Source organism: Streptomyces huasconensis (genome assembly GCF_021028635.1).
Classification (GTDB): domain Bacteria; phylum Actinomycetota; class Actinomycetes; order Streptomycetales; family Streptomycetaceae; genus Streptomyces; species Streptomyces huasconensis.
In genome coordinates, this window is sequence record NZ_CP086119.1 from 170,217 (window position 1) to 191,693 (window position 21,477).

Consider the following 21,477-nt stretch of genomic DNA (forward strand, 5'->3'; position numbering starts at 1 on the left):
CGGGCGGAACAACGGCTGCCGCGGGGACGCGGTGCTGCGGGGGTGGTGAGGGCATGGTCTGCGCGGAAGACGCCTGCCGGGACCGGGGGCGGCCATGACCCTGCCTCCGGCCGAGGACGGCACCGGGCAGGCGCTGCTCGGGCGGGACGACTTCCTGCGTTCGGTGCGCGCCCAGTTGGAGCGGACGCGTGGCGGTCACGGCGGTCTGCTGCTGATCACCGGCGAGGCGGGCATCGGCAAGACGGCCCTCACCGGTCGCGTGGTCCACGAGGCGGGGCGCGCGGGCATGACCGTCCTGCGCGGGGCGTGCTGGGGCGCCGACGGCACCCCCGGTTACTGGCCCTGGACGCAGGTCATACGAGGTCTGCGCAGGTCCATGCCGGCCGAGGCGTGGGAGGCCGCGCCGGAGGCCGCCCGGGTGGTGGGGCAGGTGCTGCCGGGCGGCGGCAAGGCGGAGGAGACGGGCCGGTTCGAGCTGTTCGACGCGGTCACGACCCTGCTGGTCACCGCCGCGCAGCACCGGCCGGTGCTGGTCGTGCTGGAAGACGTGCACTGGGCGGACACGGCATCGGTCGCCCTCCTGGAGTTCGCGGCGCAGCACGTATCGCTGGAGCGGGTGCTGATCGTGGCGACATGCAGGCTCGTGGAGGTCGAGCGGCCGGACCATCCGCTGCGCGACCGGCTCCGCTCACTGGTGACCCGGGCCACGACGCTCACGCTGACCGGGCTGGGAGCCGCGGACGTCGCCGAACTGATGCGCCGTACGGTGGGGTGCGCGCCGGACGGCGCGCTCGTGGCCGATGTCCTGCGGCGGACGGGCGGCAACCCCTTCTTCGTCCAGGAGACGGCACGCCTGTGGGCGGGCGGCCACCAAGTGCGCGGAATGCCGCCGGGCCTGCACGCCTCTCTGCAGCAGCGGTTGCACCTGCTGGACGGCGACGTCGCGGACTGCCTGGGGGCGGCGTCCGTGCTGGGGCGGCGGTTTCGCACCGACACGCTTGCGTCCCTGACGGGTACCTCGTCCGAAGAAGTACGCCGGTGGCTGGCTCAGGCCGCGGACGCCCAACTGGTCGCGCACGAACGCTCCGGAGACGTGCTCTTCAAGCATGACCTCGTACGTGAGACGCTCTACGGCGCCCTGGACGCGCGGCGCGTACGCCGGCTGCACGCGGCCGCCGTACGCGCGCTGCGGAGCACGGCGGTGCCGCAGGACGCCACTCTCCCGGTGGAACTGGCCCGCCACGCCCACTTGGCCTTCGAGGAGCTGGACCGCGACGAGGCCGTGGAACTGCTGCTCTCCGCGGCGCGGCACGCGGAGAGCCGGATGGCGCACGAGGAAGCGGCGGGCCACTACGAGCGCGCCATGGACCGCCTCGGCGAGGAGGCCTCCGCGCGGCGCGTGCTGCTCGGGCTCCACTTCGGTACAGCGCTCCAGATGGTCGGTGAGCACGAGCGTTCCTGGCGGGTGTTCACCGACGCGGCCGCCCTGGCGCGGAGCCTGGGCGATCCGCTGCTGATGGGGCGGACCGCCCTGACCCTGTACGGTTCCGACGGGCTCGGTGACACGACGGTGCTGAAGCCTCGTGTGCTGCGCTGGGCGTACGAACAAGGGCGCACCGCCTCTGAAGACACCTCCGAACTGCCCCTGTCGCAGACGTCATTGGCCCGGCACGTGGCGGCCGCGGTGGTCGCCGGGGCCCGCGCGGCGGGCGACGACGACACGTTGCACATCGGGTTGTGGGCGCGGCTGCAGTCGGAGTGGGGGCCGCGGGCGGCGGTCGACCGGCGGGCTCTGGCGGGTGAGCTGGTCGCGGTGTCCCGGCGCCGCGGCGACCGGTGGACGGAACACGTGGCGATGTCCATGCGCTGGGTCGCCGCACTCGAAGTGGGTGACCCGCGGTTCATGGAGGACTTCCACGCGATGGTGGCCCTGGGCGCCGCCGACGGCTCGGCCCGCCTGCGGCTGCACTCGGTGATCGACCACAGCATCATCCACGCCCTGACCGGCAGATTCGCCGAGGCGACACAGCTGCTCGACGCCTCGGAGTCCATGAACACCCCGGGCGCCAACTACTACCGGTACTTCAGCTCCCACCACCGCTGGAGCCTGCTCGTCCTGCGGGGCAGGTTCGCCGAGGCGAGGCGGCTGCTGGGCACGATGCGGGCCCAGCAGCATCCGTACGTCGACCTCGTCGAGGCCCTGACCGACCTGGAGGCCGGCGAAGGCCAGGGGGTGCCCGTTCCCCGGCCGGGGGCGGGCGCCGGCGGTGACACGGTGCTCCACCGCAGCGTCACCCCGCTGTGGCTGCGCCACCAGGCCCAGGCGGCCGCCGCGTCGGGCGACCCGGCGTGGTGCGAGACCGTCCGCGCCGCCCTGACCCCGTACAGCGGCCAGTGGCTGGTCTCCCTCTTCGGGTGGGACATCAGCGGCCCGGCGGCACTGTGGATGGGCGTCCTCGATGCCGCGCAGCAGCGGTGGGAGGCCGCGGTGCGTCACCTCACCGAGGCCCGCCGGTCCGCCGACCAGTTGCACGCGCTGCCCTGGTCACTGCGGGCCCGCCTCGAACTGGCGGCCGCGGTCTCGGCGCAGGAGGCCCACGACGAACGGTACGTGGCCGCCCTGCTGAGCGAGGCCGAGGCGCAGGCGCGCGAGCTGGGCATGACCCATCTGCTCGCCCGCGTCGGGCCCGCGGCCGCGCACCACCTGGGCGCGCCATCCGGCCGGGCCGCAGCGCCCCCCGCGTCCTCCGCGTCCTCCGCGTACGAGTTCCGCCGCAACGGCGAGGTGTGGCGGCTGACGTACGAGGGCCGCACCGTGCACATGCCCGACGCGAAGGGCCTGCGCGACCTGCACTGCCTGCTGAGCCGGCCCGGCCGGGACATCGCGGCCGTCCGGCTGCTGAACCCGGACGACGACACCGTCGCCACCGTGCACGGCATGGGGGCCGACGAGGTGCTGGACGACGAGGCCCGCAGCCGGTACCGACGTCATCTGGAGCGGTTGGAGGCCGAGATCGACCGGGCGGTCGAGCAGGGGGACGATCAGCGCGCGGCCGCTTACGACCGGGAGCGCGCCGACCTCCTGGAGGAACTGCGCCGCTGTGCCGGTCTCGGAGGGCGCCCGCGCCGCCTGGGCGACTCGCGCGAGCGGGCCCGCAAGAATGTCACGGCCCGCATCCGTGACACCTTGCGCAAGTTGGACCAGCGCCACCCGGAGCTGGCCGTCCACCTGCGCGGCGCTGTCTCCACGGGGACGATGTGCCGGTACGCCCCCGCGCGGGATCTCCGATGGCAGCTGTGACGGCCGGCCAGTCGGCCGACCGTCACGGAGGTGGCCGGGTCACATCGGTTGCCAGTCGTGCCAGGTGCTGCCCGGCTGGTGCTGCCAGCGGTGGTGTACGCCGCCGGGGTTGTTGGCGAAGATCTCCAGCCGCCCGTCGCGGTTGCGCAGGGCCTGGATGAAGTAGCCCCCGCCGCCGAAGTCCTGCCAGGTGCGCCACGTGCCCGAAGCGTCGACCTGGTAGTTGTGCTGGAGGACGTCATCGTTCATGGCGAACACCTCGATCCGCTCGTCATGCGACTCCACGACCGCGAGACGCGCACCCGCGGGACCGCCCAGCGGCCGCCACTCGTGCCAGTCACCGGCAGGCACGTTCTGCCAACGGTGGTGCACCCCGGACGAGTTGGTGGCGAACACCTCCAGCCGGCCGTCACGGTTCTTCCCCACCGTCAGTTGCTCGCCCCCCAGACCGAAGTCCACCCACTGACGCCACGTCCCCGCCAGATCGGTCTGACACGTGTGCCGGAAGATGTCATCGGTCAGCGCGAACACCTCGATACGGCCGTCCGACGCGGACCCCACGGCCAGCCGCGCGCTCGCGGGGCCTCCCAGCGGCCGCCAGTCATGCCACGGCCCGCCCGGTGTGTCATGCCAACGGTGGTGCACTCCCCCGGCGTTCGAAGCGAAGACCTCCAACCGGCCGTCATGGTTCCGCCCCACCGCCAGATGGTCTCCACCACCCCCGAAGGCATACCAGTCCGCCCACTCCCCCGACGCCTTCGTCTGGTACCGGTGCGTGAACGTCTCCGCGTTCATGGCGAACAGCTCCAGCCGTCCGTCCGGGGACGCGGACAGTGCGATCGTCGCCGACGCAGGACCGCCGAAGGCCCGCCAGCCCGACCACGCACCACCCGGCTGATGCTGATACGTGTGATAGATCTGATCGACCGCCGCGTGGAACACCTCCACACGACCGTCCGCCGACGTCCCCACCGCCAGCCGCTGCCGCCGGTCCGGCACCACGGACCCCTTCCACCAGCTCGTCTCCCTGCGGGCGCCGGCCCACGAGAAGCTGAAGTGGATGTGGTTGGTGTGCGGGTTGGCGCCCCGGTACGGCTGCCAGCCGGCGGCCGGGCGGTTGGCCATCCAGATGCGCCGGTTCCAGATCATGTACATGATGCCGAAGCGGCGTGCGAGAGCGTGCATGTTGCCGTGCCGGTCGGTGGCGTGCAACCAGTTGATCAGGTCGTCGGCCAGGTGCGCCTGCCCCTGTACGTTGACACCCCAGTCCCAGGCCCGTCCCTCCTTGTGCTCGCTCTGGCCGCCGCTGCCGCAGGCCCTGCTGATGCCCATGTCGGTCGTACCGGCGTAGGCGGCGAGTACCAGATCGCGGAAGTCGATCAGGCCCGGCTTGGCGTCGGGGTCGCAGTCGCGCTGCGGTTCGTAGGGCGCGTAGGGGTCGATGTCACGTGCGAAATCGGGTGCGGTGGGTGCCATGTCCGGCTCCTTCGGCCTGGCCCCTCGCCCGGTGCGAGAGGCGTCGTACCCGTAGGGCGCGTGATCGGAACGCGCGGCCGCCAGACGTGATCACGCGCCTGTTCCGTGGCAGGGCCCGGACAGCGGAGCCCGTGCCTCGTTCAGGTCGTCCCCGGTGCGTCCGCGCGCGGAGACGGGCGCCCACAAGGAAGGCTTCCGCCGTGACCCATCGCAGAACTGCCCCTCGGGCGGCCGTCGCGGCGACGGCCACCGCCCTGACGTTCACGGTGCTGGCATCCGCGCCGTTCGCCCCCACCGCGCGGTCCGGCCCGGCAGCGGTCGCCGAGGAGGCCCGGCGCGGCACTCCGGTCGACGCCACGACCGACGAGACGGTGCGCACCGACGCGGGTGTCGTCCGCGGCACCCGATCCGGCGCACACCGGATCTTCCGGGGCATCCCCTACGCGGGCGCCCCCAAGGGACGCCACCGGTGGGCGCCGCCCCGCCCGGTCCAGCCGTGGAAGGGCGTCAGGGACGCGAAAAAGCCCGGGCCGCTCTGCCCGCAGGTGCCGTCCGCCTACGCGCGCATCTCCAGCACGGAGGAGGACTGCCTGGTCCTGAACATCACGACGCCGCCGGTCACGACCCGGCGGCAGGCCGCGCCCGTGCTCGTATGGATTCACGGAGACGGTTCGGTGGGCGGGGGCGCCTTCTTCGACGGACGCCGCCTGGCGGAGCGGGGCCTGCTGGTCGTCACCGTCAACTACCGCCTCGGGGTCTTCGGCGGCCTCGCCCTGCCGGGTCTTGGTGGGTCCGGCACCTTCGGCCTCCAGGACCAGCGAGCCGCCCTCACCTGGGTACGGAACAACGCGCGCGCTTTCGGCGGTGATCCCGGCAACGTCACCGTGGCCGGTGTGTCGTTCGGCGCGTCCGCCGTGGCGGGACACCTGACGTCGCCCGCTTCCAGGGGCCTGTTCCACCGGGCCGTGATGGCGAGCGGTGAGGCCGTGATGGACATGCCGGCCGGTGCGATGGGGCCGGGCGTCCCGGGATATCCCTGGTACGTCTGGCGGACGGGCCGCGAGATGGAGGACATCACGGCCGAGATGACCTCCTCCCTCGGCTGCCGGGACCGCCGACCGGAGCGCACCCTCGCCTGCCTGCGGGCCCTGCCCGTGAAGACGATCCTCAAGGTGCCGCACATCATGAACGCCTTCCAGGCATTCGGATACGGCAACCCCACCCTCCCCGAGCTGCCGCCGACGGCCCTGCGCGCCGGACGTTTCCACCGCGTGCCCGTCCTGTCGGGCGCGACCCGCGACGAGCACCGGACGTTCGTCGGGATGACGTACGACGCGGTGGGCAGGAAGTTCACCGAGGCCGACTACCGGCGTGCGCTGCGCACCGCGTTCGGCGAAGCGCGGGCCGAGCGGGTGCGGTCCGAGTACCCGACCTCCGCGTTCCCGTCTCCCGCTCTGGCGTGGGCCACCGTGATCACCGACCGCATGTGGGCGCGCGGCACACACGACCAGCACGAGGCACTGGCCCGGCACACCCCTGTGTACGCCTACGAGTTCGCCGACCGCGACGCCCCGATGTTCCTGCCGCTGCCCGGCGACTTCGACTTCGGCGCCTTCCACTCGGGCGACATCCCCTACCTCTTCGAGGACGAGACGGCCGAGCCGCTGTTCACCCCGGCGCAGCGCCGCCTGTCGGCCACGATGAGCGGATACTGGGCCGCCTTCGCCCGCACCGGCACACCACGCGGGGCCGGTCTGCCCGCCTGGCCTTCGTACCGGCCGGGCCACGCCCGCCACCCGCACACCCAGTCGCTGGCACCGCGGCGGATCGGCCCGGTCGACTACTACCGGGAGCACAATCTCGGCTTCTGGCATCGCGAGCGCTGACGGATCGGGGGCTCGGAGTGGTCATGCGCACCCGTTCACCTGACGTAGGGTGGGGTTCACCGACGCGGGGTGGAGCAGCTCGGTAGCTCGCTGGGCTCATAACCCAGAGGTCGCAGGTTCAAATCCTGTCCCCGCTACGAGAACCGGCCCCTTCCGATACGACATCGGGAGGGGCCGGAAGCATCTGGTGTCCCTGATGTCCCGGCTGCGGGCTCTTCTGGTTCGAGGAACGCCGCACCCCCGAAGCCAGGTTCGCCAAGGCCATGGACCGGTTGCAGCCACTTCTTCGCAACTGGATGGCGCGCGATGGCACCTGGCGCACTCCAGGCGTCACCACCGCCGAGGTCCGGGTGGGGACATTGCTCTCAGCCCTGGGCGCGGGTGTCGGCCAGGCGGATACCCACCCCCCTGCGCGCCACCTGCTCAGCTCTCGCCCCGGTCCGCCTTGGAGGCGCGCCGTCCCCTCGTCATCGCCAGGACGCTGCCCGCGACGGCGATCACCGCGATGGCCAGGGCGATGCTGACGCCGCCCTCGGTGTCCCAGTACACGTCTTCCAGGCTGATCAGCAGCGCGGCCTCGTCGACGATGAGGGCGAGGCCCACCCCGTAGGCGAGGCCCATCCAGGCGCGCGCCCGCGCCGAGCGTTCGGCGAGGCCCGCCGCGCCCACCGCCGCGAGCAGCAGGATGCCCCACACGTAGTGGTGGAGGTGCACACCTCCGGCCTGGAGGTCCCCCACCCCGGCCACGTCGATGTGGATGAGCCAGGTGAGCAGGCGCATCCCGCCGAAGGTGAGGGCGAAGCCCCACCAGGCCAGGATGAATCCGCGGCGCTTCGGGGAGATGCCGGGCAGCAGGCGCAGCCAGGGCGAGGGGCGTTCCGAGCGCCGGGGCCGTGCCGGGTCCGACGTCGTTGAGGGCTTCATGAGGGATCTCCCAGCGTGAACTTCTCGATGAGCGCCGCCATGGCGTCCGGCGCGCTGTAGTGGGCCGCGTGGGCCGCGCCCGGAATCTCGGCCGTTCGGCCGTCCTGGACCGTACGCGCCACGCGCCGGACCCAGGCGGCGGAGGCGATGGTGTCACCCGCTCCCCGGACGACGAGCGTCGGCACGTGGACCTGGGTCAGGTTCCCCTCGAATGACTCGGCCGCGTCGCGCAGGGCGGTGCGGAATGAAGCTGCACAGCGCAGGAGCCCGGTCAGCAGGTAGTCCGTCGCGGCCAGCGGAATCAGGGAGAGGGGTTCTCGGGGCGCGTCCGCGAGAAGCCGGCCGACCTGGCGCCGCCCGGGTGTCCCCGGTTCGAGCGCCGGGCCGACCATGACCAGCCGGCTCACCAGGCGCGGGTGGCGGGCGGCGAGGGCAGCGGTCACTTGGCAGCCGACCGAGTTGGCCACCAGACAGGTCGGCCCCAGGGCCAGCCGCCGGTGCCAGTGCGCCAAGGCGTCGGCGAGCCGCTCGCCGTCGAGCGCGCGGCGCGCGGCGGCCCGGGAACGCGCGTTGCCCGGCAGGTCGGGAACCAGGACGGTCGTCCCGCTCGCGGCCAGGCGGCGCGCCAGGGGCACGAAGTACCGCCCCGAAAGTCCAAGTCCGTGTACGAGCACCACGTTCGGGGCACCGTCGCGCGGTGGCGCCCCGAACCCGCGGCTGAAAATTCCGGCGTCTATCCTTTGATCCACTCCTCCACCATCACATGGAACGCGTCGGCGTGGCCGACACGGCCCCGAGCCGGTGGACCGGCCCGCGCCCTCCCGTCCGGCTGTGGGCGCTGGCCCACCGGTTGCACCTGGCCGCGGCGGGGTGACTTCAGGCGAAGTCGACGGCGGCCAGCATGGGGCCGCCGACGGCCAGCACGTACTGCGCCCGGACCGTGCCGCGCCGGGCCGCGTGGCTCATGGCGGTGCCGGGCAGGCACAGCGCCGACAGCCCCGCGATCGCGGACAACGCCATCGCCAGCTGGGCCACGTCCACCAGGGGACCGCTCGCCCCGTCTCCGCTGTACGCCTGCCTGAGGACGATCGTGACAAACAGCACAGAAGTGACGGCGAGCAGCAGAAGGCCGAGGGCGGCGAAGACCCTGATCACTGACGTGGACGGCATGAACGGGTCGGTCGCCGCCGCGGCCGGAGCGACGCGGGAGGTGGTGTCGGGTGCGGTCATGACCACCACTGTGTCGCCTCCACACGGCCCGGGGCATGGGGGCGGGTACTCATGAGCAGAGGAACGCCGTACTCAGCGCTTCCGTGTGCTTTCGACTGCGACGCTCTGCCAGGAGGCCGTTTCGCCCAGGTATCGCAGGAACGAAACCTGTCGTGCGGTTGCCGACGACTTCGTCTGCGCAGGGCGGGGACGCTGCGGGCGGCCGCCACCAGCTCTTCTTCGGGGTGGGCGGAAGCGCTACCCGGTGGGCGTACCCGCCGCCGCGATCGCCTTGAGGTCCTGGGCCACGGCCTCGCCGAGCATCCGGGCGTCCCCCGGGCCCAGGTGGCTGACGACGGTGAGCGTGTAGGCGTCGGCGGTGTGGACGAGGCAGAGGTTCGCCGTGCCCGGCGGGGCGAGCTGGGACATGGGGACGACGCGCGAGAGGGGGCGGCCGAGGAAGTGGCTGGGACTGCCCCGCCACTTGAAGGCGGTGCACAGGCTCGTGGTCGCCTCGGGTCGGGCCAGGTTCCTGGCCATCACCCCCGCCAGCCACGGCACGGTACGGGCGATGGCCTGGAGTGTGGGCAGGATCGTGCGGTGGGCGTCGCTGCGGTGCTGGAACGCCGCGACCAGTTCCTGGCACGTCTCCAGGCGGGCGACGGGCGACTCGGTGTCGACGGGCAGCGGGACGCGCAGCGCGGTCACGCCGTTGCCGAGCCGTTGGGCGTCGGCTCGGGTACGCAGGTCCACCGGGACGGTGGCGTAGAAGGGGGTCGGTCCCGCGGGCCAGGAGCGCAGGGGGCCGTAACAGGCGCGGAGGGCACCGGCGTACGCGCTCAGCAGCAGTTCGTTGAGCGTCGCCCCGCGTCCGCCGGCCGGCTGGCAGCGCGCGGCGCGCATCACCTGCGGGTCCAGTTCGACCACGGCCACCGACGGCCGCGCCGCACCGTGGGGAACGACGGGGAGGCGCTGGCCGGGCACCCCGATGCGGCGCAACTCCCTGCCGATGCCGCTGTACTGGCCGCGCGACCGCTGCCGCGGCATCGCGGGCGGGTGTGCCGCGGCCTGGCCGGAGGCGGGGGGCGGTACGGCATCGTCCATCAGCGCCCGGAAGAGGGTCTCCAGGGACCGGCCGTCCAGCAGGGCGTGATGGGCGAGCAGCACGATGGCGTCCGGTGTGACCAGCAGCCGCCAGGGGGGTCGTCCGGGCGGCAGCGGGTGACCGACGCCGTCGGCGAACACGGATTCCAGTTCCTGGTCCGTGGCGGTGATGTGCGCGGCGGGATCGAACGGCCGGCCCACGGCCCACCGGTGGCCCAGCAGTGCCGATGGCCCGGTGGGGAGCTCGACGACCAGCCCCATCCGGTCCAGCCCGCCCCACCGCTCCTGGACGCGGGAGCGGACCTGCGCCAGGTCGAACCGCGCTCCGGGAAACACCGCGGCGATGCCGATCGTGCCGGGCAGTCCGTTGCGAAGGTGCCCCTCTTCGACGGCCGTCAGCCTCATGCTCCGCAGTCTCCTTCAGTACTCAGTCATGGGGTGCGTCGAACACGACGCAGGCGTTGTGGCCGCCGAAGGCAAAGCTGTTGCTGATCACCGGCCCGTTCGAGATCTTGCGCGGCTCAGTGGTGACGACGTCGATGGCGCACCGGGGGTCCTGCCGGGTGAGCGACGCGGTCGGCGGCGCGAGCCCTTCCCGTACGGACAGGGCCGTGATCACGGCCTCCAGCGCCCCCGCCGCCCCCAGGGCGTGCCCGGTCACCGCCTTCGGAGCGGTGACCGGCACCGCGGCGGGGCCGAACAGGGCGGCGATGGCCCGGGCTTCCGCGAGGTCGTTCAGCTCGGTGCCGGTGCCGTGCGCGTTGACGTGGGTGACGGCGTGCGCCGTCGTACCGGCGTCCGCGAGGGCCTGCTCCATGCAGACCCGGGCGCCCTCGCCGTCGGGGTGCGGTGCCGTGAGGTGGTGGGCGTCGGAGTTGCGCCCGTATCCGGTCAGGGTGGCGTGGACCCGGGCGCCCCGTGCCCGGGCGTGGTCCAGTCGCTCCAGGACCAGGAACGCGGCCCCTTCGGCGAGGACGAAGCCGCGCCGCGCGACGTCGAACGGCCGTGACGCGGCAGCGGGTTCGTCGGTCTCGGTGACCATCGCGCCGGATCGCCCGAAGGCCTGGGCCGTCGTGGGGGTCAGCGCGCTGTCATGTCCTCCCGCCAGCACGACGTCCGCGCACCCGGACCAGATCATCCGCATCGCCTCGCCTACCGCGTGCGTACCGGAGGCGCAGGCGGTGGAGAGCGTCAGGCTGGGGCCGGTGATGCCGAGCCGGGCGCCGACCCAGTAGGCCCCCGCGTTGTTCATCAGCCGGGGCACGTAGAGGACGTCGGGCCGCCCGATGCCGTCCTCCTGGCTGACCACCCCGCCGTAGGCCGTCCCGGTGACCACGGCCCGCCGCCCGGGCGGTACTTGGAGTCCTCCGGCGTCCTCCGCCGCGTCCGCGGCCGCGCACACCGCCAGCTGCGCCGACCGGTCGGCCCGCCGCACCTCCTTGGGCGAGAGGTAGCCGGCCGGGTCGAAGCCGGTCATCGCGGAGGCCGGGCCCACGACGGTGCCCTCGTCGTCGAACGTGTGCAGCGAGATCGCCGGACGGCGCGCGAGCAGGCTCTCCCACAGCGCCGCCGGAGTCGCACCGGCGGCGCAGCGGACGCCAAGTCCTGTGACGGCGACGGCCGGTCGGCGGCTCATCGGGCGAGGGGGCTGTGGGCCTCACACGCGCGCAGCCGCACGATGAGGTCGGCGACGTCGCCCACGGTGGACACCCCCGACTTGTCGGTGCCCTTGAGGGAGACCCCGAAGACCTCTTCGGTCGCCGCTTCGAGTTCGGTGATGTCCAGGCTGTCGGCGCCCAGGTCGGCGACGAGCCGGGCCTGCGGCACGACCGCCTCCAGCGGCACCGACATCACCCGCGCGCTGAGCGGGCGCAGCGCCGCCCATACGTCGCCGTGTTCCCCATCCATGCAACTGCCTCCATCCTCTGGTGCTGTCAGGGCCGGCTCAGACCGACGGTGTCTCCGCCGTCCGAGCCCATGTCTCGAATTCCGTGATGACCGCGCCGGCCAGTCGTCTCGCCTCGTCCGGGCGGGCGTTGCTCACCGCGGTGAGCGTGATCGCGTCCCCTGCCTGTACGAGGGCGAAGCCGGCGGTGCCGGGGTGCCGCAGAGGCGGCAGTCCCACCGTGCGCACGAGTCGGCGTCCCTGGAAGGTGCTCGCCCCGCCGGACCACTTCATGGCGGTGGTCGTGGTCGCCGCGAAGCATGAGCGCCGTCCGCTGCCGGTCATGAGCCTGGTCACCCATGGCCCTGACCGCCGAACCGCTTCCGCGGCGGGGAACAGCACGTCGGCGTGGACGGCGGCCCGTTGGGGGACGGTCGCCAGCGCCGCCTGGCCCGCCCTCAGCCGTGCGACGGGGCTGTCCACCCCGACGGGCAACGGAACCCGGACTGCCGTGAGGGTGTTGCCGAGCTCTCCCGGGTTGGCGCGGGTACGCAGGTCGCACGGTACGGCGGTGTAGACGGGCTGCTCGCGCTGCCGCCACCCGGGCACCGGCCCGTACTCGGCTCGCAGGGCGCCGGCCACCGCGCCGACCAGCAGTTCGTTGAGCGTGGCGCCGCGGCCGTCGGGGGGCTGTCGGCGGGCGGACCGGACCGTGTGCGCGGGCAGTTCACATACGGCCACCGAGGCGTACGTCTCCTGGGGCGCCCTGGCGGGCAGGGCCTGTCCGGTGGCTGCCATCGCCCGCAGCTCCTTGCCCGCGGCGCGCAGCCCGGTGCGGGTGAGCGGCGCCGGTCGCGCCGGTTCCCGTGTGGTCGCGGAAGTCGTGGAAGTCGCGGGAGTGTCCATCAGTGACCGCATCAGCGTCGACAGGGACCGTCCGTCGAGCAGTTCGTGCTGGGCCAGGAGCGCCAGGGCGAAGCTGCCGCCGTGCGCCGTGTCGGGCACCACGAAGAGCCGCCAGGGCGGGGCCGCTCCCCCGATCGGCCGGTCCACGCTCTGCGCCCACAGGTCGTCCAACTTGCAGGGGGCCACCTCGACTTGCACGGCCGGGTCGAAGGGTCCGGGCACGGCCCACCGTGCGCGTCCCCGCCGTCCGAGCAGTCCGCCGCGCCGCGTACCGGCGTCGCCGGGCGCGCGGTCGAGCACACAGTTCATCCGTTCCAGGCCGGTCCATCTCTCGGCGACGCGCGCCCGCGCCTGCTCCACGTCGGGCTGCTCACCGGCGAAGACCACCGCCAGCCCGATGACGCCGGGGCATCCGTTGAGCAACAGCATCTCGTCGGCACAGGACAGTCTCATGCGAGAGGTCGCCCTCCTTCCTGGGAACGAGAGCAGCCTACACGCACGGTTACCGTGCTTATCCGGTGAGTAACCTCGCTGGCGGGATGCCCGTTGTACAGGGCTGGCTCAACTGCCGCTCCGCGCCCGCGAGGTGGGATTCAGGGGCCGCTGATCCGCGCCCCGCACCTTCCCCACCAGGGCTGACCTGCCCACCGGGCCCGTCGGATCAGCACAACCGTCCGAGCCGTACGCTGCGTCGGACGGCAGAAGGGCCGCTCCGGTGGCGGCAGTTCGCGTACTCGTACTCATATGCGCGCCCGTGCGCGGTGGGAATCATGCCGCGGCCGGATTTCCGAGGCGCAGGAATTGCCCCGTACTCGGACCCCATGGATCGAGGCGCGGTGCCCATGGCAATCGGTCGGCGTGTAGTGCTTTTGGGCCCCTCCCGCGCCGAGTACGCTGCGCTTCGCGCGGTAGCCGCCTATCCTCAATTTCGCCGTTGCCACGGGGGGTTGATATGAGCAGGGGGCGGAACAGCAAACCACGGGAGTGCCGAGCGGGGCATTCCATGTCGACCGAGGCCGGAATCGACGTCCAGCAGGAGCTGGAGGACCGGATTCACGAATTCCGGACCAGTGACCCGCCGATGCCGGTCGTCGTGGTGCATGCCGAGGACGACGCGGACGACAGGGCCGTCTTCTCTCTGGTCAAAGAGCTGGCGGAGGTGCAGCGGGAGCACCGGAGCTGGTGTGCCGTGGTCGACCCCGAGGCGCGCGGGGAAGGGGACGATCCGACGGCGCGGGCGGCCTCGTTGCTGCGGGACCTGAGCGGCTGGGACCGCACCCGCACCCCCGGCCGCCGCTCGGCCCTCTACCGCCGCTACGCCTTCCCGCGATTGCACCTCATCCAGGCCATCGAGGACGCCGCCCGCAGCGAGGGCGGTGAGTGGCCGCGCGGCGAGGACGGGCGCCAGCCCCCCGAGTCGGCCGAGACACAGCGCAAGCTGCTCAAGCAGCTGGCGAAACAGCGGTGGCGCCCGGTCGCCGTGCCCGGCTCCCGCGCCCGGCTGCGCACCGGCTTCGGGCTGCGTTTCGTGGACATGGGGAACGTCCTGCCGGCGAGCGTGGTGGCCGGCCTCGGGGCGCTGTTCGCGCGCAGCGAGTGGTACGCCTCGCTGGCCTGGGGCCTCGGCATCCTGCTGGTGCTGATCCTGCTCAACCACGTGCCCGGCCGTGCGCCGCTGTTCCTCTGGCTGCGCAGGGAGAGCAAGTGGTTCCTGACGACCACCTTCCTCTCGGTGGCTTCGCGCGAGCAGCCCACGGACACGTCGATTCTGCGACCGGTCCGCTCCTGGAAGGCGATCGCGTCGCGTGCCTACGACGTCGCGGGGTGGCTCCTCGACGAGCGCGAGGGGTCCAGGATTCAGCTCTACGTCCTGGCCATGCTGGAGGATCTGCGCGACGGCCACACCCGGTGGAGCTGGGACCTGCGCGGATTCAAGCGCTCGCGTCCGCCGCTGCTGTTCCTGCCGCGCATCAGCGCCTCCAACGGGGGCATCGAGCTGATCCGGGCCATCAGCGACGTACGCAGTCGACGCAGCGAACTGGACCCGTTGCTGGTGCTGGCCGGGGTGGCGGTCCGCGACGTCGAACGCCTCAAGCCCCGCAGGGGGACCACGGGTGCCCCGGGGCTCGGGGTGGCGCGAGCCGAGGGGCTGAGCCGGATGCGCGTCCGGTACCGGGACTGGGCGGCGAGCCTGCGGAGCACTCAGTCGCCCAGCGGGGGGAGCACCCTGCCGTGGGTGCTGACGCTGCCGCTGCCGTCGCACGAGCTGCGAGTGCTGCGTGAGCGCGACCGGCACTGCGTCAAGGCGTCGAACCGCCCCACGGTGGCCCGAGTGGTCTGGGCCCTGCATTCGCTGGCACTGGTCGCGTGTGTCGCCGCGGCTCTGATGGGCTGGCGGGCCCTCTCGTTGGACAGGGAACACTGCTCCGCCGCATTCCTCACGGCGAACAAGTACACGGAGAAGAAGGAATCCGGGCGGGGCAATCAGATGGAGTGCATCGGGCTGGCCACCGGTGAGGTGCGCTTCGCCGACTGGCTCTCGGACAAGCAGGACGAGAAAGCGCCCGGGAGTGCCGGGGCCGGACCCGTCGCGTGGACCGTCGCCGAACTGGAGAAAGCCGTACGGGACGAGAACGAGGAAGTGGAGGAAGGCTCGGGTCCATTCGTGACCGTGGTGTACGCGGGCCCGCTCAGTTCCGATCCGGACGGTGCCCCTTCGCCCGTGAAGGGCATCGAGGAATTGGCCGGGGTGCATGTCGCCCAGAAGGCGATCAACGACACGTCGTCGCGCAAGCTGCGTGTCCTGGTGGCCAACGGCGGCGTGGACATGCAGCACCAGGTCACCATGGCCGACAAGATCGCCGCCTATGCGGACACCGACTCCTCCCTGATCGGGGTGGTCGGCATGGGGCGGAATCTGCGCTCCGGCAAGGAGGCCGTCGAACGTCTCGCGGAAGCCGGGCTTCCCGTGGTGTCGGGCACCAATTCCTCTTCCGAGCTGCCGAGGAAATTCGCCAACTGGTTCAGTCTCGCCGCGCCCGACGACTGGCAGGCCAAGCAACTCAGCTTGATCGCCCAGCAGTTGCGCAAGCACCGCAGTGAGCAATTCGCGCTCGTGCTGGCCCGGAAACAGCCCAACAAGGGGAACGGAACGCGCAAGGAGAGGGAGGGACGTACAGACGCCTACACACGGGACCAGGCCACATTCGGACGGCGGATGCTGGCCGACGAGGGTTTCACGATGCAGGCGACCCTCGAATACGAAGTGCCGAACGGCACGCCCCAGATGGGTGATCAGGCCGCGACCATTTGTCGAGGCCAGGAGCGAAAGGTTCCCACGGTCATCTACTTCGCCGGACGTGTCGAGGATCTCCGGTCGCTGATGAGTGAGCTGAGCGAGGAAAAGGGCTGCGACAAGGACATGACGATCCTCACCGGGGACGACCTCTCCAAGGCCCGATTCGCTCCTGACAGGGACCGGGTGGGCCCCAACGTGACGCTGTACCACGTGACCCTGGCGAAGTTGAGCGGCCGGGGGGAAACGGACTTCTACGCGGACACCGAGAAGGCGTTCCCCGAGACCTTCAGTGGCGAGGTCGACGAGAAGAACCCCCTGCTCTCCAGCGGACAGGCGGCCCTCTCGCACGACGCGACCAAGGCCCTGCACACCGCGGCCGGCAAAGCCCCGCACAACCGCGCGGCGACCTGGGTGAACCTGCGCAACGTCAGCGTGAAGTCCCTGGCCACGGGCACCATCGACTTCACCGAGGCCCCGCTGTACAAGGAACGCGAGGGGCACAGCATCGCGCTGGTGGAGGTCCGGCGCAAGAAGGGCAGCGACATGTACGACTCCCAGGAGGTGTGCAGCCGCAGTGCGGGCGACATCAGGCCGCTCACGCTGAAGCAGTGCCGCATCCCGGCGACGACGTCGCCCAAGTGATCGACACCGGAAGCGCGCGGGCCGTCTTGGATCAGGCGGGGCCGTGATGGTCGGGGCCGTGGTCAGGGCGTGTCGCCCGAGTGGTAGAGGCGGCACGTCGCCCCCGGGCCCGGCGTGCGGGGCTCGCCCGGGCGCGGGTCGTACAGCGCGCGGCCGCCGGGGAAGCGTCCGAGTTCGGTGGGCAGGGCGACGCCGTCGTCGATCTCCTCCGGCCGCCGGTCCTCGATGTCCAGCAGCAGCCCGTCCAGTGGCCCGCCGACCAGCGCGGCATACGCCCGGTCCGGGAGTGGGCCCGGGTCGTCGTCCTCATGATCACGGCCGTAGACCCGGCCGCGCAGCAGTTGCTCGTCTCCGTTCATCGCTCCAGCTTTACAGCCGCCACTGACAACCGGTCACGCGCCGTGAGCGACGGATCTCCTAGAACACCGACCAACCGGTCACCGTGGTGAAGTGGTCGAGTGCCGCCACTCCCGCCACGGAGTTGCCGTATGTGTCCAGGCCCGGACTCCAGACGCACAGGGTGCAACGGCCCGGGATGACCGCGACGATGCCGCCGCCGACGCCGCTCTTGCCCGGCAGGCCGACGCGGTAGGCGAAGCTGCCCGCCGCGTCGTACGTACCGCAGGTGAGCATGACCGCGTTGACCTGTTTCGCCTCGCGGGCGGGCAGCAGGCGCGTGCCGTCGTTGCGTACTCCATGCCGGGCGAGGAAGGCGGCCGCGAGGGCGAGGTCGCGGCAGCTCATGCGGATCGCGCACTGCCGGAAGTAGTGCTCGAGGACGGTGGTCACGGGATTGTCGAGGTTGCCGTAGCTGGCCATGAAGTGCGCGAGCGCCGCGTTGCGGTCGCCGTGCTCGGCCTCGGAGGCCGCCACGACTGGATCGAAGGCGACATCCGGGTTGCCGCTCTCCGCGCGCAGGAACTCCAGCATCGTGGTGCCCGCGTCTCCGGTGAGGCTCTGCAGCCGGTCCGTGACGACCAGCGCACCGGCGTTGATGAAGGGGTTGCGCGGGATGCCGTTCTCGTACTCGAGCTGGACCAGGGAGTTGAAGGGGTTGCCGGACGGCTCCGTGCCGACCCGGTCCCAGATCCGCTCGCCGCCTTCCGCGAGGACGAGCGCGAGGCTGAATGCCTTCGAAATGGACTGGACGGAGAACGGCTCCTGCCAGTCCCCCACCCCGTGCACCTCGCCGTTGACGTCGGCGACCGCGATGCCGAAACGTTCGGCGTCCACGTCCGCGAGTGCCGGGATGTACTGAGCCACCTGGCCGCGGCCCACCAGCGGCCGGGCGAAGGCGGCGACTTCTTGGAGAACGGCCTGGTAGTCCACAACCTGCGCTTTCTGCACGTACGACGCGGCCGATCCGACGGAAAAACCGCTGGTCGCGGGGTGGCGCCGTCGGCCGCGGCCACAGGATAGCCCCTGGCCGAGAGCTTCTTTTGTCCGGGATGTCGACTTCCGGCGTCAGGCGCCCGGCCTGACCTTCATCAGGCGGGTCAGGGCGGCGTACCCCGTGAGCGTCCCGGCGCCAAGCACGACGGCGGTCGGGCACGGGCCGCCGTCTACGTGAAGCTGCTGTGCCCTGCGCAGCAGGTGTGCGGTGAGTACGAGGGCGGCCACATAGGAGAGGGTGCAGGCCCCGCCATGCCGACCACCGCCCCTGTTCTTCTTCTGCCGGGCGGCGGTCCGTCCCGCCGGTCAGGTGGCGGCCGGTCGTACGATCTACTGGTGAATGAAACCCCGCGGCATTGGACCGTGCGCCACTTCTCGCAGGCCAACCCCGCCGGCCCGGGCTGCGACAGCGTTCCGGCGCTCTTGCGGCGGCTGGCCGATGCCATCGAGGCGTTGGGGCCCGTCGAGGTCCAGGACGTGGTGATCGAATCGGAGGCGACCGAGCACGGCCCCTGGCGGTCGGGGACCGTCTACTTCCGCCTGCCGGGAGACAGCTGAGCACCGGCCCCGGCGCCTACCGATGACCGCATCCCTGCCGCCCGGCGGTTCCGCACCCGATCCGCGCGAACTCGACGCCCGGTGGGTGGACGCCTGGCGCCCCGAGCAGGTCGCGGAGCGGTTGCGTGGGGTGAACGCGCCCTGGTGCGTCGCGGCGGGGTGGGCGCTGGACCTGTTCCGCGGGGAGCAGACGCGGCCCCACGGTGATCTGGAGATCGCGGTGCCCGCGGCGGCGTACCCGGAGATCCGGGACCGCTTCCCGGAGTACGTGTTCGACGCGGTGGGTTCCGGTCGGGTCTGGGCGGCAGCGGGAGCCGAGGCGCTGGCGGCAACGCACCAGACGTGGCTCCGCGATCCGGCGACCGGTCAGTTCCTGTTCGACGTCTTCCGTGAGCCGCACGAGGGAGGGACGTGGATCTGCCGGCGGGACGAGAGCCTGCGCCTGCCCTACGACGCGATCATCGAGCGTACGGCGGAGGGGGTCCCGTATCTGATGCCGGAGCTGGTGCTGTTGTTCAAGGCGAAGGCACGGCGGCCCAAGGACCAGGCGGACTTCGAAGGTGTGGTGCCGCTGCTCGGCCGGGCGCGGCGACGTGTGCTGAGGGAGTGGCTGGAGCGCGTGCACCCCGGCCATCCGTGGCCGGCCGAGCTGGGGACGTAGCCAGGCGAGCGCGGTGGAGAAAACGTGATCTTTCGGTGAATCTGTCCGGCGCGCGGTGGCGGCAGGACGCTGCCCGCCGCCGGGCGTCGAGACCGGTCTCGACGTACCGAAATGAGTCGAACTCCTCTACCACTGACACTTGTTCGAGGGGGCGAGATCACGACGAACTCGTCACCGGAGCGCGCTGTTCCACCTCCCCGGCCTGAGCGCTGCCCGGCATCGCTAGCATGGCGTGATGTGTGGTCCGGAAGATCGACGTCCTCTTGACGTTCCCCTCCGGTCCCGCGACCGACGCGGAGTCGGTCGGCCCGTTGTTCTCCTGCACTCAAGGACCGAGGGACCGCTGAATGTCAGTGCCTGCTCCTCCCAGCCCGCGCCGAATAGCGAAGGCGCGGCGCCCCGCGTGGACCGTGCCTCTGGTCGTGCTGGTCGTGACCGGTGGGGCCGGTGCCACAGCGGGTGCCGTCGCGCCCGCCGACGCCCGCGGCTGGACCCTGGCCTCGATCCTGGTCGGCTGGGTCTGTCTGGCCATCTGCCTGATCGTCAGTTCGTCGGCCGTCCGGCGGAGCCGTCGGACGGCCGAGGACGAGCGCGCCGACGCCGACGCGGTCAGGGCCCAACTGGGGCGCCAGGGTGCCGAGGCCGCGCATCTGGTGAACGTCACCCTCCCGACGCTCGTGAAGCAGCTTCGCGACGGCGTGGGCTCGGCTGAGGCCCTCGCGCACACCGTTGTGCCGTCGGACGCCCAACTGCGGCAGATCCTCCAGGTGTTCGCGTCCGTGGTGGAGGAGTCCGTACGGCAGGCCGGTGCCGTCCAGGCGCAGCGCGATCAGGCGCAGGGGCAGCTGGCGCAGTCCACCGAGGAGTTCGAGGAGCTCACCAAGGTCACGATGCCCGCCGCGATCGAGCAGCTGCGCGAGGGCGCCTCCGCCGACACGGTCCTGGCCGGGCTGCGGTGGCCGCGGAACCCGCTGCTGCGTGTGCCCGCCGAATCGTTCGTCCGCGAACTCGCCCACAGCGAGCGCCGCGCCGCCGCCGCGCAGGCCGCCTCCGCCAAGGCGCTCAGCCGCGTACAGGCCAAGTCGGTGAGCATGCTCGCCGACCTGCGCGACATGCAGGAGCGCCACGGCGTCGAGGTCTTCGGCGACCTGCTGCGGCTGGACCACAGCACGTCCCAACTCGGTCTGATGACCGACCGTTTGGCGCTGCTGATGGGCGGCCGGTCGAGTCGCGCGTGGAACAAGCCGATCGTGATGGAGAGCATCCTGCGCGGTGCCGTGGGCCGCATCTCCGCTTACCAGAGGGTGCGGCTGCACTGCTCGACGACCGTGGCGGTCGCCGGGTTCGCCGCGGAGAGCGTCATGCACCTGCTCGCCGAACTCATGGACAACGCGGCGAACTTCTCCCCGCCCATCGACGAGGTGCACGTCTACGTCGAGGAGCGCAGCGCCGGGATCGTCGTGACGATCGAGGACAGCGGTCTGAAGATGGCCGACGCGGCGATGCGCCGGGCGGAGGAGGCCGTCTCCGGGCAGGTGACGGACCTGGCCTCGCTCCAGGGCACCCGCCTCGGTCTGGCCGTGGTCGGCCGCCTCGCCGCCAAGTACGGCATGAGCGTCAACTTCCGCCCGTCCTCGCGCGGCGGTACGGGCGTCGTGGTCCTGCTGCCCCCACAGCTCCTCGCCCAGCAGCGCGATCCCGCCCCGCAGCAGCCCGCGGTCCGCAACGCCGGGCCGACGCCCGCGCCGCTGCCCGCCGAGCCCGCCCCGGCGGCCGAGGAGATCCCCGTGTACCCGCAGGCCAGCCCCGCCCCCGAGCCGCCGTCGGCCCCGGTGGCGCCCCCCGTACGGCCCGCCGTCCAGGCGGCCCCGCAGCCGCCGCAGGTCCGCCCCGCCGCCACGCCGAACGGCCTGCCGGTACGCGCCCCCGGTCGCACCATGGCCGAGGCGGACCTCGAACGCCGGCAGCGCAGGGCGGCTTCCGACGCGGCCGCCGCGCCCGAGGGCGGCGAGGCCGGGCGGCAGCCCCGTGACGCGGGTTCCCGTTTCGGGGCCTTCCACCGCGCGCGGCGTGCCGGTGGCGCGGCGCCCGGTTTCCCGACGGCGCCCGAAGCCCCGGCCGAGCCCGGTTTCCGCACCGAGCCCGGTCCTTCGCCCGCCGAGTAGAGCCAAGCCCCCGCACGGCGCCCGGGTCCGGCGCCGCCCCCTTCCCCCGCTCAAGATCGTAAGATTGGAG

General features: G+C 72.2%; 18 protein-coding genes and 1 tRNA gene. 8 read left to right on the plus strand and 11 right to left on the minus strand.

Going from position 1 to position 21,477, the window contains the following annotated elements; all coding sequences use genetic code 11:
• The first annotated feature begins 94 nt into the window (after positions 1-94).
• Entirely contained in the window at positions 95-3,301 is a 3,207-nt protein-coding gene (locus tag J2N69_RS00770; RefSeq protein WP_230898934.1) for an ATP-binding protein, read from the plus strand.
• A gap of 39 nt (positions 3,302-3,340) precedes the next feature.
• On the opposite strand, the gene J2N69_RS00775 is transcribed toward J2N69_RS00770, so the two are convergent.
• A complete protein-coding gene (locus J2N69_RS00775) occupies positions 3,341-4,777 on the minus strand; it encodes a PLL family lectin (protein WP_230898935.1) in 1,437 nt (478 codons plus the stop codon).
• A gap of 200 nt (positions 4,778-4,977) precedes the next feature.
• Here J2N69_RS00775 and J2N69_RS00780 point away from each other — a divergent pair, with 200 nt between their 5' ends.
• From J2N69_RS00780 to J2N69_RS00790, 3 genes are all read left to right on the plus strand, one after another.
• The gene (locus J2N69_RS00780; protein ID WP_230898936.1) at positions 4,978-6,663 is read left to right on the plus strand and encodes a carboxylesterase/lipase family protein; all 1,686 of its coding nucleotides are present in this window, start codon (positions 4,978-4,980) and stop codon (positions 6,661-6,663) included.
• Positions 6,664-6,726: 63 nt separating this feature from the next.
• Positions 6,727-6,800 (plus strand) — tRNA-Met (locus J2N69_RS00785).
• Positions 6,801-6,926: 126 nt separating this feature from the next.
• Entirely contained in the window at positions 6,927-7,187 is a 261-nt protein-coding gene (locus tag J2N69_RS00790; protein ID WP_230898937.1) for a hypothetical protein, read from the plus strand.
• Here J2N69_RS00790 and J2N69_RS00795 read toward each other — a convergent pair.
• The 7 genes from J2N69_RS00795 to J2N69_RS00825 all read right to left on the minus strand — a co-directional run bounded on the left by J2N69_RS00795 (position 7,087) and on the right by J2N69_RS00825 (position 13,144).
• On the minus strand, positions 7,087-7,587 hold the full coding sequence (locus J2N69_RS00795; protein ID WP_230898938.1) for a hypothetical protein: 501 nt from the start codon (positions 7,585-7,587) through the stop codon (positions 7,087-7,089). The genes J2N69_RS00790 and J2N69_RS00795 overlap by 101 nt on opposite strands.
• Positions 7,584-8,264 carry an alpha/beta fold hydrolase gene (locus J2N69_RS00800; RefSeq protein WP_230898939.1) on the minus strand — a complete coding sequence of 227 codons (681 nt, stop codon included), beginning with the start codon at positions 8,262-8,264 and terminating at the stop codon, positions 7,584-7,586. Before J2N69_RS00800 ends, J2N69_RS00795 begins: the two co-directional genes overlap by 4 nt.
• 199 nt (positions 8,265-8,463) lie before the next feature.
• Entirely contained in the window at positions 8,464-8,817 is a 354-nt protein-coding gene (locus J2N69_RS00805) for a hypothetical protein (RefSeq protein ID WP_230898940.1), read from the minus strand.
• 237 nt (positions 8,818-9,054) lie between these two features.
• Positions 9,055-10,305 carry a wax ester/triacylglycerol synthase domain-containing protein gene (locus tag J2N69_RS00810; RefSeq protein ID WP_230898941.1) on the minus strand — a complete coding sequence of 417 codons (1,251 nt, stop codon included), beginning with the start codon at positions 10,303-10,305 and terminating at the stop codon, positions 9,055-9,057.
• A gap of 22 nt (positions 10,306-10,327) precedes the next feature.
• Positions 10,328-11,536 (minus strand): beta-ketoacyl-[acyl-carrier-protein] synthase family protein, encoded by a 1,209-nt coding sequence (locus tag J2N69_RS00815; protein WP_230898942.1) that lies wholly within the window; start codon positions 11,534-11,536, stop codon positions 10,328-10,330.
• Complete coding sequence (locus J2N69_RS00820; protein ID WP_230898943.1) at positions 11,533-11,808, minus strand: acyl carrier protein; 276 nt, start codon at positions 11,806-11,808, stop codon at positions 11,533-11,535. Before J2N69_RS00820 ends, J2N69_RS00815 begins: the two co-directional genes overlap by 4 nt.
• Before the next feature lie 37 nt (positions 11,809-11,845).
• Positions 11,846-13,144 carry a wax ester/triacylglycerol synthase domain-containing protein gene (locus J2N69_RS00825; protein WP_230898944.1) on the minus strand — a complete coding sequence of 433 codons (1,299 nt, stop codon included), beginning with the start codon at positions 13,142-13,144 and terminating at the stop codon, positions 11,846-11,848.
• Positions 13,145-13,694: 550 nt separating this feature from the next.
• Between J2N69_RS00825 and J2N69_RS00830 the strand changes: the two genes are divergently transcribed.
• On the plus strand, positions 13,695-16,631 hold the full coding sequence (locus tag J2N69_RS00830; RefSeq protein ID WP_230898945.1) for a type 1 periplasmic-binding domain-containing protein: 2,937 nt from the start codon (positions 13,695-13,697) through the stop codon (positions 16,629-16,631).
• 62 nt (positions 16,632-16,693) lie between these two features.
• On the opposite strand, the gene J2N69_RS00835 is transcribed toward J2N69_RS00830, so the two are convergent.
• The 3 genes from J2N69_RS00835 to J2N69_RS00845 form a co-directional block, all read right to left on the minus strand.
• Positions 16,694-16,990, minus strand: coding sequence for a hypothetical protein (locus J2N69_RS00835; protein WP_230898946.1), 297 nt, complete (start codon positions 16,988-16,990; stop codon positions 16,694-16,696).
• 58 nt (positions 16,991-17,048) lie between these two features.
• Positions 17,049-17,960 carry a glutaminase gene (locus tag J2N69_RS00840; protein WP_230898947.1) on the minus strand — a complete coding sequence of 304 codons (912 nt, stop codon included), beginning with the start codon at positions 17,958-17,960 and terminating at the stop codon, positions 17,049-17,051.
• 135 nt (positions 17,961-18,095) lie between these two features.
• Positions 18,096-18,251, minus strand: coding sequence for a hypothetical protein (locus tag J2N69_RS00845; protein ID WP_230898948.1), 156 nt, complete (start codon positions 18,249-18,251; stop codon positions 18,096-18,098).
• A 108-nt stretch (positions 18,252-18,359) separates the two neighbouring features.
• Between J2N69_RS00845 and J2N69_RS00850 the strand changes: the two genes are divergently transcribed.
• The 3 genes from J2N69_RS00850 (at position 18,360) to J2N69_RS00860 (ending at position 21,407) form a co-directional block, all read left to right on the plus strand.
• Positions 18,360-18,581, plus strand: a complete 222-nt coding sequence (locus J2N69_RS00850) for a hypothetical protein (protein ID WP_230898949.1) — start codon at positions 18,360-18,362, stop codon at positions 18,579-18,581.
• A 22-nt stretch (positions 18,582-18,603) separates the two neighbouring features.
• A complete protein-coding gene (locus J2N69_RS00855; RefSeq protein ID WP_230898950.1) occupies positions 18,604-19,242 on the plus strand; it encodes a nucleotidyltransferase domain-containing protein in 639 nt (212 codons plus the stop codon).
• Positions 19,243-19,589: 347 nt separating this feature from the next.
• Positions 19,590-21,407 carry a sensor histidine kinase gene (locus tag J2N69_RS00860; RefSeq protein ID WP_230898951.1) on the plus strand — a complete coding sequence of 606 codons (1,818 nt, stop codon included), beginning with the start codon at positions 19,590-19,592 and terminating at the stop codon, positions 21,405-21,407.
• Positions 21,408-21,477 lie beyond the last annotated feature (70 nt).